At 59.9% G+C, this 15,717-nt stretch carries 21 protein-coding genes; 9 read left to right on the top strand and 12 right to left on the bottom strand.

The features are described 5' to 3' along the window. The 10 genes from NJF35_RS07705 to NJF35_RS07660 all read right to left on the bottom strand — a co-directional run bounded on the left by NJF35_RS07705 (position 1) and on the right by NJF35_RS07660 (position 7,986). Positions 1–177 carry a hypothetical protein gene (locus NJF35_RS07705; RefSeq protein ID WP_186719974.1) on the bottom strand — a complete coding sequence of 59 codons (177 nt, stop codon included), beginning with the start codon at positions 175–177 and terminating at the stop codon, positions 1–3. Continuing rightward, complete coding sequence (locus tag NJF35_RS07700) at positions 174–2,006, bottom strand: terminase large subunit (RefSeq protein ID WP_253090919.1); 1,833 nt, start codon at positions 2,004–2,006, stop codon at positions 174–176. The genes NJF35_RS07705 and NJF35_RS07700 overlap by 4 nt, the downstream gene beginning before the upstream one ends. Beyond that, entirely contained in the window at positions 1,969–2,505 is a 537-nt protein-coding gene (locus NJF35_RS07695; RefSeq protein WP_253090918.1) for a phage terminase small subunit P27 family, read from the bottom strand. Before NJF35_RS07695 ends, NJF35_RS07700 begins: the two co-directional genes overlap by 38 nt. A gap of 141 nt (positions 2,506–2,646) precedes the next feature. Further along, on the bottom strand, positions 2,647–2,871 hold the full coding sequence (locus tag NJF35_RS07690) for a hypothetical protein (protein WP_253090917.1): 225 nt from the start codon (positions 2,869–2,871) through the stop codon (positions 2,647–2,649). A gap of 130 nt (positions 2,872–3,001) precedes the next feature. After that, entirely contained in the window at positions 3,002–3,343 is a 342-nt protein-coding gene (locus tag NJF35_RS07685) for a phage holin family protein (protein WP_253090916.1), read from the bottom strand. A gap of 509 nt (positions 3,344–3,852) precedes the next feature. Continuing rightward, positions 3,853–4,218 carry a hypothetical protein gene (locus NJF35_RS07680; RefSeq protein ID WP_253090915.1) on the bottom strand — a complete coding sequence of 122 codons (366 nt, stop codon included), beginning with the start codon at positions 4,216–4,218 and terminating at the stop codon, positions 3,853–3,855. Then, on the bottom strand, positions 4,215–6,431 hold the full coding sequence (locus NJF35_RS07675; RefSeq protein WP_253090914.1) for a VapE domain-containing protein: 2,217 nt from the start codon (positions 6,429–6,431) through the stop codon (positions 4,215–4,217). The genes NJF35_RS07680 and NJF35_RS07675 overlap by 4 nt, the downstream gene beginning before the upstream one ends. Beyond that, on the bottom strand, positions 6,421–6,543 hold the full coding sequence (locus tag NJF35_RS24815) for a TraR/DksA C4-type zinc finger protein (protein WP_410900220.1): 123 nt from the start codon (positions 6,541–6,543) through the stop codon (positions 6,421–6,423). The genes NJF35_RS07675 and NJF35_RS24815 overlap by 11 nt, the downstream gene beginning before the upstream one ends. A gap of 88 nt (positions 6,544–6,631) precedes the next feature. Then, a complete protein-coding gene (locus NJF35_RS07665) occupies positions 6,632–7,153 on the bottom strand; it encodes a phage regulatory CII family protein (protein WP_253090912.1) in 522 nt (173 codons plus the stop codon). Between the two features lie 608 nt (positions 7,154–7,761). Further along, positions 7,762–7,986, bottom strand: a complete 225-nt coding sequence (locus NJF35_RS07660) for a helix-turn-helix domain-containing protein (RefSeq protein WP_253090911.1) — start codon at positions 7,984–7,986, stop codon at positions 7,762–7,764. Positions 7,987–8,089: 103 nt separating this feature from the next. Here NJF35_RS07660 and NJF35_RS07655 point away from each other — a divergent pair, with 103 nt between their 5' ends. The 8 genes from NJF35_RS07655 (at position 8,090) to NJF35_RS07615 (ending at position 12,701) form a co-directional block, all read left to right on the top strand. Next, a complete protein-coding gene (locus tag NJF35_RS07655) occupies positions 8,090–8,758 on the top strand; it encodes an XRE family transcriptional regulator (protein ID WP_253090910.1) in 669 nt (222 codons plus the stop codon). Between the two features lie 243 nt (positions 8,759–9,001). Continuing rightward, the gene (locus NJF35_RS07650; RefSeq protein WP_253090909.1) at positions 9,002–9,313 is read left to right on the top strand and encodes a hypothetical protein; all 312 of its coding nucleotides are present in this window, start codon (positions 9,002–9,004) and stop codon (positions 9,311–9,313) included. A 9-nt stretch (positions 9,314–9,322) separates the two neighbouring features. Next, on the top strand, positions 9,323–9,607 hold the full coding sequence (locus tag NJF35_RS07645) for a phage antirepressor KilAC domain-containing protein (RefSeq protein WP_253090908.1): 285 nt from the start codon (positions 9,323–9,325) through the stop codon (positions 9,605–9,607). Between the two features lie 158 nt (positions 9,608–9,765). After that, entirely contained in the window at positions 9,766–10,086 is a 321-nt protein-coding gene (locus tag NJF35_RS07640; RefSeq protein ID WP_253090907.1) for a pyocin activator PrtN family protein, read from the top strand. Between the two features lie 54 nt (positions 10,087–10,140). Continuing rightward, positions 10,141–11,067 carry a DUF4423 domain-containing protein gene (locus tag NJF35_RS07635; protein ID WP_253090906.1) on the top strand — a complete coding sequence of 309 codons (927 nt, stop codon included), beginning with the start codon at positions 10,141–10,143 and terminating at the stop codon, positions 11,065–11,067. Continuing rightward, positions 11,064–11,657, top strand: a complete 594-nt coding sequence (locus NJF35_RS07630) for a hypothetical protein (protein ID WP_253090905.1) — start codon at positions 11,064–11,066, stop codon at positions 11,655–11,657. Before NJF35_RS07635 ends, NJF35_RS07630 begins: the two co-directional genes overlap by 4 nt. Next, positions 11,654–12,247 carry a hypothetical protein gene (locus tag NJF35_RS07625; protein WP_253090904.1) on the top strand — a complete coding sequence of 198 codons (594 nt, stop codon included), beginning with the start codon at positions 11,654–11,656 and terminating at the stop codon, positions 12,245–12,247. The genes NJF35_RS07630 and NJF35_RS07625 overlap by 4 nt, the downstream gene beginning before the upstream one ends. 187 nt (positions 12,248–12,434) lie before the next feature. Then, a complete protein-coding gene (locus NJF35_RS07615; RefSeq protein WP_253090902.1) occupies positions 12,435–12,701 on the top strand; it encodes a pyocin activator PrtN family protein in 267 nt (88 codons plus the stop codon). Between the two features lie 63 nt (positions 12,702–12,764). Here the strand turns inward: NJF35_RS07615 and NJF35_RS07610 are convergent, their stop codons facing one another. Both NJF35_RS07610 and NJF35_RS07605 read right to left on the bottom strand, forming a co-directional pair. After that, a complete protein-coding gene (locus tag NJF35_RS07610; RefSeq protein WP_253090901.1) occupies positions 12,765–13,331 on the bottom strand; it encodes a hypothetical protein in 567 nt (188 codons plus the stop codon). Between the two features lie 43 nt (positions 13,332–13,374). Next, positions 13,375–14,496 carry a site-specific integrase gene (locus NJF35_RS07605; RefSeq protein WP_253090900.1) on the bottom strand — a complete coding sequence of 374 codons (1,122 nt, stop codon included), beginning with the start codon at positions 14,494–14,496 and terminating at the stop codon, positions 13,375–13,377. A gap of 134 nt (positions 14,497–14,630) precedes the next feature. On the opposite strand from NJF35_RS07605, the gene dusA reads away from it, so the two are divergent. Next, complete coding sequence (dusA, locus tag NJF35_RS07600) at positions 14,631–15,608, top strand: tRNA dihydrouridine(20/20a) synthase DusA (RefSeq protein WP_253080491.1); 978 nt, start codon at positions 14,631–14,633, stop codon at positions 15,606–15,608. The last annotated feature ends 109 nt before the right edge of the window (positions 15,609–15,717 follow it).

The raw sequence follows: 15,717 nt of genomic DNA, 5'->3' as shown, positions 1-15,717 counted from the left end.
TCAGCCCCCTTCCCTAGCCACTTGGTGCGCCGCTGCCTGATCGGCCAACTTGGCCCAGACCAACAGCCCCACCCCCGCGACGATGAATGCGGCAGGTCGATGCACCATCCAGACACCCGCGACCAGCAGCGCGAAGCCCAGCAGGCCCGCCACCCAGGACGCAATTACCAACTTCATATACCTACCCCTTCGTCGTAAACCGACGTGCCTGATGCCTCGGAAATGTCACTGCTGATGCCCACCGCCATCACGGCGGCGACGATGCCGTCGATACGGCCCGTGGCCTTGGATTTGTCGACCTTCCGGTTGTTGGCGGGGTCGAACACGATCACCGCGTTGCCCGCGTTCCAGGTCATCACGGGGTTGTCATCGTGCAGCAGGGTCTCGACCACCTCGGTGGCCGTGTCGACTTCAGCCACGACCTCATAGTCGTCCGGGTCCAGCTCAATGACGTCGGCCGGCTCGACCTTGCGGCCCAGCAGGCGCCGCTCGAACTCATCCACAGCCGGCCCCATGTCCTTGAAGCCCTGGCCGAAGGGTTTGAGCTCGGGCAACGTGATGCCGTTGTCGTTCATCAACTGCAACAGATCCTCGATCCGCCAGCGGTCGTAGGCTATCCGTCGCACGTCGAAGTAATCACAGATGGTCTGCAGGCGCCGGAGCACATGCAGCTTGCTGATCGCCCGTCCTGGTGTGGTCTCCAGATGGCGTTCCTTGACCCATTGCAGGTACGGCACGCGGTCGCGCTTTTCCCGGCCCGACAGGTCATCGTCAGGGATCCAGAAGTACGACAGCGAGCGCCAGTGCGGGTCGGATGGTATCGGACTGAACATCAGCACGAACGCGGTCAGGTCCGTGGTACTGGAAAGGTCGAGCCCACCAACGCATGGTCGGTTGCGCAGAACGCGCATCGGTACCCGTTCGGCAGCACCGCGCCAGATCTCCCAGGACAACCAAGGCGATGTCGCCTGGGTCCACTCGCAGAAGTTCAGGCGCCTGACCACAGCCTCTTTCGCCGGCAGGCCCCTGGCCTCGGCCACCTGCTCCCGCAGGTATTTGCGACCCGGGATGCCGTCGGTCTGGCCCTCCAGGATGAAGTCCAGCGAGGGGTTCACCTTCGGCCAGCACGACTCATCCTTGAACGGGTCATCACCCTTGTCCAGCGAGCAGATGAAGGCGAAAAACGCATCGTTCTCCTCCTTGCCTTCGCAGATCCGCACGCCCAGGTCGTGATACTGACCACACACCGAGCCCTTGTCGGAGCCGCTGTTGGTGATCATCACGATCAATGCACGGCGCCGGAACTTGGTACCAGCCCGCATCATGTTCACCGCGCTGGCCGTCTTGTGCTCGTGCAGCTCATCGATCAGCGCCACATGGGGCCGAGGGCCGGACTGCCCTTCGTCGGAGCTGATCGGACGGAAGAAGCTGTTGGTCTTGGGATAGAACAGGTTCCAGACCTTCTCATCGCGTCCCGACTGCACCAGGCGCGCAGCGAGATGTGGCGCCATGTTCACCATCGCGACCGCGTCACGGAACAAGATCTGTGCCTGGTCCTTCTTCGTGGCGGCGGCGTACACCTCCGCACGCTGCTCGTCATCGGCGACAAGGCCATACAGGCCGATCCCACCGACCAAGGGCGACTTACCCGAGCCCTTGGCGGTTTCGATATACGCCTGGCGAAACCGGCGATACCCATCATCGGTGTACCAGCCAAACAGGCTGCCGACGATGAACGCCTGCCACGGCGCAAGGCGGAACGGCAACCCCTCGAAGTCGCCGCCGTTCAAGCGCAGCACATCCTCGAAAAAGCCGATGGCACGCTGGGCCGCGTCGGCCTTCCAGATCAGTCCGCGTTCATGCCCCTTTTCCAGATCCAGCAGATGGCGCCGCGCAGCGTTACGAACAGCTGGCCCGGCGATGATTGAGCCGGCCAGCACCCTGTCAGCGAAGCCCTTTACCCGGCAGTCAGCTGAAATACTTTGCGGCAGCGTCTTGTCCTGCATTGGGGAACAATTCTCCTTGCCCAGCCGGGGCGGCGGCTCTCATGTTCCGGCGCGCCAGGGGAGATAACCCGAACCACGCTCCGGCAGTGTTGGCACGCTTCGCGGCAGCATCGGCCATAGTTCGCAGTGCATCGACCTGACGGGCACCGGTTTTGTAGGTTTGCACTTCCCCGCCTAGACCGTCTGCCGATTTCGCGTTGAGCTCAGCGATCATCCTTTCGTAGCGCACCCAGTCACCGTAAGCTTTGCAGTAAGTGGCGAGCGCCATCTTGTCGAGACGCGACACCCACCCTAGCGCCAGCAGGGCCTCGGTGATCTCAACCCACTCGGCTGCCGCATCACCAGTGAGGAAATCCGGCATCGGCGGCACACCGACTGGCACCGCAGGATCTTTGATTTCGTTCATTAGCTGCGCGGGCGAGAGTTTGCTGCGATTGCCGCTGAGCAGATGCACCGATGCGGGCAGCGATGGCCGCCCAGAGTTACCGTTTCCAGCCATGGAAACCTCCTATTCGCATACCCCCCCTCCCCATTTTTCCCGGTTTTGCACAGAGAGGGGGGCATGCGGTCAACGAGTGAGTCGGGAAAAAGTTTTTAACCCCCCCTACCCCAGCAGGACAGGGCGGGCGCGGCACCTGGGTCAGCGCCGGTTCCAGTGATGATTCGGATCGAGCGGCAGGCCGGAGGCATCGCAACCCGCAATCCGCCCGCTGCGCTCCAGGCGCTGCTTCACCGAGTCGTGGCACAACTTGCACAGCGGCTGCCAGTTGTCCTGGTCCCAGAACAACTTCCAGGCAACACGCAGCTTCTCGGGATCGCCGCTTTCCTTCGACTCTTGCAGGCGGGGCGCAATCTTGTGGTCCACGACCGTGGATGCAACGGGACGGCGGTCGGTCGAGCACATGACGCAGAACGGGTTGTTCGCCAGGAAGACTTCGCGAGCCAGACGCCAGCGGTGACCATAGCCACGGGAAGCGCTGTTGCCCCGCCGGCCGTTAACCTTCACGGCTAGCAGGCGGCACGTCGCAAACACCCAGGCGCTTCGCGGCCCAGCGCTCATACAACCCGATGGCCACGTCGGCGCCGGCCATCGCGGTCAGGCAACCGAATGCCGCCGAGGCCCAGATCGAAGCGCCGGCGGAGTACAGCAGCATGATGGTTGCCATCCCGCAAACCACGCAGGCCCCCGAACGCAGGGCGATGCGCCGAACCAGCGACCAGCCTCGAACACCCGCCTTGTCCGCCCGCCACATCTCACCGGATACCCCGCCGACCAGGGCGAGGGTGATCACCAGCCAGACCGGCATCTCGGCAAGCGCTTGTTGTTCGTTCGTCATCCCGTTCCCCAAATGCAAAAAACCCGGCGCGACGGCCGGGTTTGCTGTGTGTGGCGGGCTGCGTTGTGCGCCCGCACGTCTCGAAGATGGGTACTTTGTACAGGTCGAGTTTCCTGGCAGCAAGCGAGTTTTAATGCCATCCACGAATAAGTGGGCAACGTCTGGCGAATGTCTGGCGAATGTCGGGGAATATACCACCCCGGCTTATCTCCACTTTGGTGCTGTCCCAAATGCCCCAAAGTGGGCGGTGATGGTGGGACTTGTGGAGCCCTTGAAAATCAAGGGCTGTCCCACTGTCTAACTTTTTTAACCCTTTCCCGTGTAAAGGGAGAAATTAAAAGCACGCTGCGCGCAACGCGCGCGTAGCGCGTTGCATGCGCCTTATGTGCGCGCCTTCGGGTGAGCGGTGGGACGGTGGGACAGCCCGCGAACTGCGCGGGCTGGAGCTGGGCTGGCCTGCAAAAAACGCGGCAGGACCACAGCGGGACGGTAGGACCAAAGGTGGCGGATCATGCAGCCTTCTTCCCTCTCAACAACCCTTGGATAGCCACATGGGCCTGGTGCAGGCGCTCATAGTACGTCTTTCTACTACACCTGCAATAAGCCATTTTCTGCTCGAGCAGGCTGTCATGGTTACAGTAGTGCTCGCGGACAATGACATACAACTGTGGCTCCAGGTGCTTGTTCACGATGATCTCGATATCCGCAGACTCATCGAGCAGCACCCGACTTCCCCTGGTTCCTCGGATCAGGTCGCCCTGACAGTCCATGAGGAGTCCGAGCATGCTACCACCACCCGAACCGCCGAAACGCTCGCATGGCGTATGGAGCTCTTGCGCCCACAGCTTCAACATCTCATCGATATACTTGATCAAAAGCGGTCCTCCGTCGGCGCTGGCGATTGCTGCTCCAGGGCGCTGGTGCGCCCCCAGCCCTTGGGCTTCTGGTATGCCCAGGGACGCTTGCCGCTCTTCGGCAGCGCGGCGAGCCGCCGACGCCGCCAACCCAGGCGGTGCATGATCGACCCCACACGCATCTGCTCAGGCTTGCCCCAGTGGCCAGGGTCTAGGTTGAGCGCCTGGCCCAGCACCTCACTGCCGGTAACCGTCTCACCGACCTGCGACTTCTCCAGCCAGTCAAGGATCGGCCCTTCCCATTCATCCACCACGAAGCGCTCCTCCTGCTCCTTGGTGAACAGTTCCTCTTCTTCGCGGGTGACCCACCAGATATCACCGGCCTGATAGCAGAACATGGCCTCGGCCCACAGCTGGTCACGGACCCGGCGCAACAACTCCAGATCAACCTTCACGCACGCGACCGGCCAATAACGCCGGTTACCGGTGGCGTCCTTGAGGTATTCATCTTGGTTGGTGGTACCCGCGAAAACACACTGGCGTGGCACGTCGCTCGTTCTCCGCCCATAGCTTTCGCGGTAGGTGTCGATGGAGGCCGAGAAGAACTGCTTGGCCTTGGTGCTCTCCGCCTTGTTGAAGCTGTCCAGCTCGCCCAGCTCGACGATCCATTTGCCCCGGATCGCCTGGAATGCATCCTTGTCACCCAAGGTAAACGGCGTATCCATGAACCACTCGCCACCAAGGATGCCCAGTGCTGTGGACTTACCCGCGCCCTGCGCGCCCTCAAGGATCATCACCGCGTCCGCCTTGCAGCCGGGCTTCATCACACGGGCCACCGCCGAGATCATCCAGCGCTTCCCAACCTTGGCGCTGTACTCGTTCCGGGGGACGCCGAAGATCTCATGGAGCCAGCGCTCAAGGCGTGGCACACGATCCCATTCGAGTTTGGCCAGGTAGGAACACACCGGATGGAAGGCGTTGTCGTGCGCCACAACACTGACCGCTTCGACCACATGCGAGGCCTTGACGCGCAGGCCCTGCTGGGCCAGCCACTTCATCACGCGCATGTCGTCGATGTCGCTCCACTCCCCCGGCACACCGCCATAAGGCGCTGCACGGAGTCGCATGATCTTCGAACTGAAGGCGTTGTAGCCGATCACTCCGCTCCACCGCTCATCGTTGGCCAGGATCAGCTCGACGTTCTGCATGTGGGCGATCAGGGCACCACTCTCGGTCCTGGCCAGCATGTCTCTCCAGCCGCCGATAGCCGGGGGTTTGATGACTGCCGTGACCTGCCGCCGAACCGCCTCGAGGCCTTCCGCGCAGTGCAGGTCGTTGAAATCGGTCCACTTGACCTCGCGCTCGACCGAGAAGATCGGGCCGACCACCTGGCCACCGACCACCACCGCCGCGTTGTTGGCCTTTTCCTCACCGGGGTTCCAGGGCTCGCCTGTCGGGCGCTTGGTTTTCCAGTCGTCATCGCGGCAGATGATGATGGACCGGCCAGGAAAACGTTCGCGCATGTGCTTGGCGACCGCCATCAGGTTGCCCGCATCGAACGCGATAGCTACCGCCTGGGAGGTCGCCATGTGGAGGCTAGCGCCGGTGGCATAGCCCTCACACACCAGCACCGGCTCGCCGGGTTCGGGGTGGCCGCCGATCATGTGGAACGCACCCTCCTTCGCCATGCCATGTGGCCAGTAGGACTTGTCGCGCCCGGTATCCGCCTGGGGCTCGGGGTAAATCACCTGCAGGCCGACGATAGCGTCCTGGGCATTCTGCATCGGGACGAGCACCGCGCCTGACTTCGGCGCATAGCGAACGCCGAAGCCGACCACTTGCTTGCGATCAAGGTAGGCACTACGCCCCTTCTCCGGCATGCGCTTGAACAGCGATTCCGCACGCTTGGCCGCACGACGCGCCGCGTTGGCGGCGACCTCCGCAGCACGACGTTTGGCATCGGCTTGGCGGGCGCGCATCACCTCACGCTCCTCGGGGGTCAGCCCGCGACCGTCGGTTTTTACCTTCTGAGTTTCACCGAGGCGCCAGTCACCGAAGCTGCCAAAGATCAGGGTTTGCCCCTTGGCCGTCAGGTGCTCATGCAGGACATACCAGCCGTTCTTTTCCTTGCCCTTGTCATCCTTGGTTCGGCAGCGGGTCAGTTTGCCGAAGATCAGGGGCTGATCAGGCTGCAGGCCGTAGTCGTGCAACTGGTCGAGAACCTTATCGAGCATACTGCGCCCTCCGATCCTCATGGAGTGTCTGACAGGCCCCACAACGCACACAGCCTCGGGCCGCTACTCGGCGCGACTCAGGGATTGGGTCTTCACAATCGATGCAGTCCACGCGGGATTCGCGCACGGACGCCACCGCCCGAGCGGCCAGCGCCTCCTCCAGGCGTTGCTGAACAACGTCATTCGCCAGATCTGCAATATCAGCCACGGCGCGCCCCTCCCCGAGTGGTCTGGTTGACGTATTCGGCGCGGCGGTACATGCCGAGCAAGCCCTGGATACCGCGAAACACCTGCTGCTGGATCTCGGCCAGCTCTTGGTCGTCAACCTTTCCGTCGCCGATGCTGCGCGCCCAGGTTTCGGACAGATTGGCCGCCTTGCGCAAGAAGTCCGCCAGGCCCATGGTCAACGTTTCGGGAATGTCGTGCGTGTATGCGTCCGACAGCTCTTGCCAGATGGTGTCGCCGACAAGGGCGTGCACCGAATCGAGGATACGGGGATCTTTGGTCAGCTCGAGGATCTCGCCGAACTCTTGAACGTTGACGATGTGGGTCGGATGGGTGGGTGACAGCTTGTGTTGCAGAGTGGTTGCGTTGCGGCCAGTAGTGGCCGCGATGGCGGCGGCACCGCCTGGATAGTCACGTACAGCGTGATACAGAGCGAGTTCGAGCGGCAGTACCTCGCGCTTGGCGCGCTCGATGCAGCTCATTGCAGTTCGGCTCATGGCATTAGTCCTTGTCGGTAGCCAGTGCCTGCGGCGTGCAGTGGTGATACGTGCGCCGCATAGCGTTGTAAGAGAGTAAATAGCCGGGCAGCGGGGCTGATACGGCCTTTAGCCGGGGTGTCGCTCCATCGACTGCCCCTGGCGAAACAGTCGCCTCCCGTGGTGAAGGAGACGGCGCCCAGGCTCCCTGCCTGATCGCTGCGATCAAGGTAAGCGGACCTATGTGGTGTGCCCGCCGACCTATCACGCGACCCGGCAGCATGTGGTGCTACTGCCGAGTAAAGGGGACGATCACTCGCCTCCCCTTCTGGCACCTGGCATTACGCCATTAAGGCTGCCAGTGCCGACGACGAGCGGTGGTGTTACACTCGCCGCATGGCTTGTAAGAGAGCCATTGCCAGAGATGTCTCCCGACTATCACTGGCACCCCGCCGCCCTATCTGTGGTGGAGAAGGCGGCACCCAGGCTTCATGCCTGGACCCCGTGTTCAAGGTAAGTGGTTGCAGTGGTGTGCCCATCTACCTTGAACGCGGCCCGGTAGCACTGTGGTGGTACTACCGGGGGAAATTAGGCGACCTTTGGGGTCGCCTTTTTTCTTTGTGTACGGGCTATGCCGCTCGCGGCTCGTCCAATTCAGGTGGGAAAACATCATCTAACGCACATACCGCACCCAGGTCATTCAGGGCAACAGTGATAGCGCGACACTCACTCAACCCTGGCATACGAAGGCCAGACTCATAGTTACTCAATCGGGCCTGGGTCCATCCCAACCGAGCAACCAGGTCCCTTTGTTTGATACCAGCGCTTTTTCTTATCTCAGCGATACGATTCATAACGAAGACTCCGGTTGACTCGCCAGGAAAGATAACACGAAACGTGGATTAATCAACACGGTTAGTGCAAAAAAAACATTTCAGTACGTGTTAAAAATCAGGGATGAAGACACTCGCGCAACGCATCAAACACTTCCGTAAGGCCAAAGGCCTAAGCCAGCAAGCCTTAGCGAGCGCCTGCGGCTGGGAATCTCAATCCCGCATAGGCAACTATGAGCGGGGCATCCGAGAACCCAACCTCGCAGACATTGAAAATATGGCGCGCGCATTGGGCATCACCCTGGGAGAACTACTACCGGGTTCAGCCTCCGATGAAGCCCCGACCACCGTCAACATTACATTTGCAAGAAGGGCATTGGAGGGCGCAGTGCCGGTAGTAGGCTATGCACAACTGGGGACCGACGGATACTTCGACGCCTTGGACTTTCCTGCCGGGCATGGAGATGGCTATCTAAACATCCACAGCGATGACCCTGACGCCTATGGCCTGAAGGTGACCGGCGATAGCATGCACCCGAGGATCAAGAACGGGGAATACGTGCTAGTGGAGCCGAGTAAGGGCTACTACAGCGGCGACGAAGTGTTGGTCAGAACAACCAATGGCAGGACCATGATCAAGGAATTCATTTACCTACGCGACGGAATGTACCGCTTCGATAGCGTGAACGCCGACCACGCCCCCATCCATGTCGACGAAGATGAAATTGAGCACATTCATCTGGTTGGGGGCATCCTCAAATCATCACGGTTCATGCATATGCCCAAAAAATAAAACAATCTGTGTTGACACAGATAAGCACAATACGTGATATTTACCTCACTCTTCCACCACAGAGTGAGGCAACACCATGCACACCACCGCATCACTGCACGTCCATCCGGCCGCTGCAACCATCGACCTGATCTTCAAGATCCGCCGCCTAGCCCGCCAACACGGCTGCGCGTTTGGCAGTACCAAACGCCCTACGTCCACTCACGCCTTTTCGATGTCCCCGAACGACGGAGGACACGCAGCATGAGCTACGCACTCCGTCATAACGCCTTTGTCTGCCTCAAGGCACAGACCAATCTGTCCGGGCAGTTCACCCATATTCTCCGCGACGAGTCGAACGGCGCCCGCGTCAAGGCGACGGTACAGACCGAGGTCTATCTCGACCAGGTGACGGCTGTCATTCGGATGGGCTCAACGGTGAACAGCTTGACCTTGCCAGCGAATAGCCTCGCCAGTGCGCGCAAGATTGCCGCACACCTCGAGGCGATCGCCAACGGGAAGCTGGACACTGCCGACATGCCTCCAGTCGAGCAACTGCTCGCAGACGCGGCATAGGAGGCGACCGTGGAGAGAACCCTCGCACAAACCGCTAAGCACTTCGGGATCAGCCGCAACGAACTGATTCGCCGCATGCGGGAGAACGAGCTGTTGACCGAACGCAACCTGCCCCGCTACCCCACCCGTGACCGTGAGTATCTGCGGATCAAAGAGGGGAAGTGGTTCCATCCAGACGTCGGCATGCAGTACAGCGAGTCGACCCGCGTGAAGCAGGCCGGAATTCCCTGGCTGGCAGAGCGCTTGGGGCTAAACCTTCCGTCACCACCGGAAGATAAGCGCTATGCGGCCTAGGCAATACGCGGCCCAGATCCTCCAGCTCAAGACCCGTGCGGAGCGCAACGCTGCGCTCCAACAGGTCCCGGAAGAATGGCGCGACCTGGTACGCAAGCACTGTGAAATCACCTGGAACCATCCGTCACGCCACAAGCTCAGGGAGAGCCCGAAGCCTGATGAGCAACAACAATCAAATCGCGCTGCGCCTGCCGCACGCACCTGATTCAACCACGGTAGAACTGCTGTACCGAACGTTCGGCGACGTGCTGATACCACTCGACAAGGTGCGAGTGCAGTACTTCCGCAACCTCAACGAACAGACCTTCGTCGAGCAGTTGAAGGACGGTCGGATCTGCTTGCCCATCACTACCCTGGGCAGTAGCCGAAAGGACCTGAAGTTCGCCCACATCCGCCATGTTGCAGCCCTGATCGATAGCAGGGCTCACCTGGCAGACGAGGAGCAGTCCCGTCTCAACACCGAACACGACAAGCAGTAACAAGACCCGCAAGGGCCGCCACCACCGGCCCGCACACCACAAGGAGTAAGACCCATGACCACCCAACAGGTCATCGCCCTCGCCATAATCTGCCTATTCATCATCGGGCTGTTCGCCTATGCCTATTGGCTTGGGCGCACAGCAGGCCGAGCCAACCGCCAACACGGCTTGCTTTCCAACTCCCCGCCCTGCGCAGGATGCAGCCGCCCCATCGACCAGGAATCCCCGCAGATCTGGATCACGGAGGGAAGCGAGCACGAGTTGGCCCAGGTTCTCGGCGATGTCCCACTCGCTTCGCTCCGCGACACTCGCAGCATCAGCGCGCAAGAAACAAAAAGCCTCTGCTGCGAAGCAGCAGGCATTATTCATCCCACCACCAGCCCCGCAGAAGCGCAAATACCCCACAACAAGCTGCGCGAGGCAGCGCCCGCTGATGCAACGCTAATCGCTAAAAGTCGCCCGCACGCGCAGCCTGCCGAGGGGTATACGCACCCTTCCGCCGTCAGCTGCATCGTCGCCGCGATGGACGCGACACCGGCCGAGGCCGGAACCTACGCCACCTCGGAGCAGATGGCACAAGCGATTGAAGCCGCCCTGCAGCAAGCCGGGTTCCTGAGCCCAACCGACGAGACCTGGGAGGTCGTACGTGCCCACCTGGACGAATCGCTGATTGAGCGCAAGGCGGAGCAGCGCAAGCACCACCACACCGCCGCCAACCTCAAACGCACAATTGCCGAGCTCGAAGAGCGAATCATGTCGTACACCGGCATGCCGGTGACCAGGGCCGACTATGACTTGCTGATCAGCGCCGCCGAGTCCTTGAAGCTGGCCGAGAAGACCTGGAAAGCCCTTCCAGGCACCGAACCAGGCCGCAAACGAGCCACGCAGCACCAGCAAGACATCCTGGCGCTCGCAATGCGCGTGCACTCCCAACTACGCAACACCCCGGCCGGCGCGGTTAGTGCGGGGGAAGCAGCATGAACAGCATTCAAAGAATTACATTCACCCAAACGTCGCTGGAGCATGCACTCGATGCTGTCAGCGGGCTCCACGAAATGAGCACCGAACTAATCGCCCGCGAAGTGTTTCGGCTGATGCAGGAACAGGCCAGGGGCGGCTCAATCATGCCTATCACAATCTGGTGCAGCCGATCCGGGCTTTACCCCACGAAGCTCGATGCAGCTAGAAATGGCGAACAACAAGTTGCCCCTGCCGTGCTCATCGGATCAGACAGCCAAGTGAGCCTCGCAAACACCACCTATTCGGACGATACCACCGGGATCACTGATGCACTGCCGACGGTGGCAGTCGAAGGCGACCAACTAGTGATCCGCATCACCACCGAATGCTTGCTACACGCTGTCACATGCTCCCCGGAGTGGCCGACAGACGAAGCCGGATCGCCGATCAGCATCACCGACGACCAGCTCCTGCTCCAGGAAATTATCCATGAGCTGCAGCGCGAGGATGAACAAGGTACCAACCCTATGCACCGCTTGTTCGACGAAGCCGCGCTTAACGCATTGAACAATGGCAGCCAGGCGGTGGATTACGACGAGGCGCACCCATGAACAACACCAACCAAATGGTCAGAGTGCCCTGCGAGCTTCTGGAGCAAGCCCTTGATGCAGCCTTAGCAACTGGTATGCAGGACGTAGCGGATGAACTGAACCGTATTCTGACCCCCTCAGCTAAGAAGGATAAGCAGGTCGAGCCGGTAGCGTATGCGCTGTTCACCGAAAACGGAAAAATCCGCATCTGGTCGCGCAACCGTGAGGATGTTGGCATTGAGAACCTGCGGAAGGAGGGGCAAGAAGTGGTGCCGCTCTATACCCGCCCAGACCACAGCACACTGAACCAAGCAGCCCTGGACATACTCGCGGAACGTCAGCGGCAGATTGTGACTGAAGGCTATACACCGCAGAGAGACGATCAATACACCTCGGGACAACTGGCAGATGCTGCCAGCACTTACTCTTTCTGGGCTCGCACTTGGAACCTACCGCATGCCCAATGCACGCACGCTCCGACGATGTGGCCATGGCCCCCTGAAATGTGGAAGCCCAAATCTCAACGGCAGATGCTCATTAAAGCCGGAGGATTAATCTTGGCCGAACTGGAGCGCCTTGATCGTCAAACAGCACGCGAGGTTCAGCCATGACTGAGCGCATCCGACCACCCATGGCCTCACACAGTTTGGACCTGCCCGCGATCTGCGATATCTGTGGCAAAGGTAGGTCAACTCGAAAACATGCTACTTGCAGTAGAACCCGTCAACAGCGTGAAAGTGATAAATGGGCATCCTATATGGCTAATGTGGCCGCAAAACGAAAAATGGGGTCACGAAAATGAATACAGCTTTCGTGCTAATGGCACAATACAACGGACTCGCAATCATCCCTATTGAGTTGGTCTGCAACGACTACTTTACTCATCTAACCCCAGACATGTTTCAGCGCAAAGTGCTAGCAGGACAAATAAAGATCCCTATAACTAGACTTGAATCAAGCCAAAAAAGCGCCAAAGGGATACACATAACAGATTTAGCCGAGTACTTAGAGACTCAGCGCGCCTTGGCCATAAAAGAGCACCAACAACTCAATAGGGCGCGCTAAATCCGGCCAATCAAACACATAATAAATAATGGGCGCCACTGGGGCGCCCATCGCATTAGACCACTACGAACTACTTCGGAGCCCTGGATCAAAATGCGAAATCTCCATATCAACTATACGCTTATAGTCTTTACGACTCGAGAAAAGACTAATGGCATGCTCAGATAACTGATCTACCCCCGTAATCGTACGGCACAGCAAGGCCACCTTCGCCATCCCGGCCTCATACCTGCGCACAGATGACGATGCTATAACACCCTGCTCTTCATACTCTTGAATTAATTCACATATTATTTGCGATTGCCCTTGTAGCTCCAGCCAAAGCTCAAGAGGGAGAATAACTGCTGACCGCTCCTCTAACTCAGCGAAATCTTTAAAATAGCCACCCAAACTCGTCCTTGCCTCATGATGGTGTCGTTCGTCTTCCGCCGACAATATAATCACGTCTAACCTAATTCGTGACAGAAGGTGACTCACTTGCATAGCCATATCTAGCTGCCTAGAAAAAAGTGCATCCCTCAATGGCGCGACCCGCCCTTTGGCAGTGTAATAAAGGCCCAACGCACTCACTAACAGTGTAGACAAAATACCTGCAAGCCCAACCACTAAAGTGACCATGCTATCACTCATTACGCGCCCCTAACTCTATGCCATATATAGTGAGTTTTCATATTTAGACCGCCCTACCCCCTAGCGTTACCCGTGAATACAAGATAGCGCCCAACCACTTCCAAGTGCTATATCGATCGCCACGTCCACGAAGATGGGTATAACGTCGCAAGGAATTCCAGTCGCGGTGACCCGACACACTCGAAACCCTCGGGATATCCCAGTCCATTTCAAACAGCCGACTCACACCCTCATGTCTTAAGTCGTGGAAGTGAAGGTCCTCGATCCCCACCATCTTGCACGCTCTTGCCCATGCGGCTCCTATAGAGTCGGTGTTATATGGGAAGATTTCAGGGCACTCACGCGGCATGCTCTGCACGATGCGCCAAGCCTCGTCCGGCAAATAGCACCACACATCATTGCCGATCTTCTGGCCGGGGTTTTTCATGTCCCGAACTTTCACCGACTGCCGATGTTCATCCAGATCATCCCAAAGGATGCGGGTGATCTCATCCATTCGGCGCGTTGAATAGATAGCGAACGCCACCACCTTGGGCATATGGATGACTGTCGGCCTGCGCTGCAACATCTCGAAAAAGTGCTCAATCACCTTGTCGAGCTCATCCAACGTAGGCCGCCGATCTCGCTCGCGACTCCTCATGTTGTAGCCGAACTTCTTGAGCACCAGGCGCGCATCGGTCATTGCTTGCGGATTGATCTCGTAGCCCCAGGCCGCCCTGGCCAACGACAACACTGATCCCAAGTGCGCCAGATCATTGCCGGCCGTCTGCGGCTTAATCCCTCCCCCGTCAGGACTCATGCGCCAAAGGGCATAGTCCACCAGCACCTGCTGGCTAATGTCGGAGTCGACCTTATCACCCAGATAGCTGTTCTTGATGGCAGTCAGCGTGCGCCGCTTGGTCTCGCCCAATGGCCGGGCTTTCTCGGCCTCGACCAGGTAACGGTCGATCATCTGTTTGACCGTATGTCCCACGCGGCTGGCCCGCTCGATCGCACCAGGTTCTGCCAACTCAGTCTCTCGTCGCTTCGCCCAAGCCTGAGCGGCCTGTTTGCGGGCGAACGTCTGGCTCTCTTGGTAAACTGTCACTTTGTCGCGGTTGATGCGGATCTGAGCTGTGTAGCTGATGGTGCCGTCGGCCTTCTTGCGGGGTCTGATCGTTGCCATGAGAGTTGGTACACGTCCTGATTCGATTGGTACATTGTACCAAGAGCTTGGTAAAAACGCCCCAAAACCCCCGAAAATCGGTACAGAACACGTTGAACGAAATGACTGTTAAATCAGGCTCTACGCCAGAAAACATGCGCCCTGAGCCCTCCCGCCGCTTCAGCGTTGCACCGATGATGGACTGGACAGACCGCCATTGCCGGTTCTTCCTGCGCCTGCTGTCCAGGCACACCCTGCTCTACACGGAGATGGTCACCACCGGCGCCCTGCTGCACAACGACGCCCATCGCTTCTTGCGCCACGACGACACCGAGCACCCGCTGGCCCTGCAACTGGGCGGCAGTGTGCCGGCGGAGTTGGCAGCCTGCGCCCGGCTGGCCGAGGACGCCGGCTACGATGAGGTCAACCTCAACGTCGGCTGCCCCAGCGACCGGGTGCAGAACAACATGATCGGCGCCTGCCTGATGGGCCACCCGGCGCTGGTGGCCGATTGCGTCAAGGCCATGCGCGATGCGGTGCACATCCCAGTCACGGTCAAGCACCGCATCGGCATCAATGGCCGTGACAGCTATGCCGAGCTGTGCGACTTCGTCGGCCAGGTGCGCGAGGCGGGCTGTCGCAGCTTCACCGTGCATGCGCGCATCGCCATCCTCGAAGGCCTGTCGCCCAAGGAGAACCGTGAGGTCCCGCCGCTGCGCTATGACGTGGCCGCGCAGTTGAAGGCCGACTTCCCGGACCTGGAGCTGGTGCTCAATGGCGGTATCAAGACACTGGAAGAGTGCCACGTGCACTTGCAGACCTTCGACGGCGTGATGCTCGGCCGCGAGGCGTACCACAACCCCTACCTGCTGGCCGAAGTAGACCAGCAGTTGTTCGGCAGCACGGCGCCGGTCATCAGCCGCAGCGAGGTGCTGGCACGGCTGCGTCCGTATATCGTCGCGCACATGGAAAGCGGCGGCGCCATCCATCACATCACCCGCCACATCCTCGGCCTGGGCCAGGGCTTCCCCGGTGCCCGGCGCTTCCGCCAGTTGCTGTCGGCAGACATCCACAAGGCCGCCGAGCCGCTGGCCGTGCTCGACCAGGCCGCCGAGCTGCTGCAGGGCCGCTGACGGAACCCCGGGTGCGCTTTCGACTCGAACCTTCATTCCCTCGCCCATCCTGCCCCCCCGGCCCTTGAGCGGTCGCCGGGGCTCGGGTAATGTCGAGTCATTGCACAGG

The organism is Pseudomonas guariconensis (assembly GCF_024127895.1).
Classification (GTDB): Bacteria; Pseudomonadota; Gammaproteobacteria; order Pseudomonadales; family Pseudomonadaceae; genus Aquipseudomonas; species Aquipseudomonas guariconensis_B.
The sequence above is the reverse complement of the archived record's forward strand: the minus strand, read 5'-3'. Positions and strand labels throughout refer to the sequence as shown.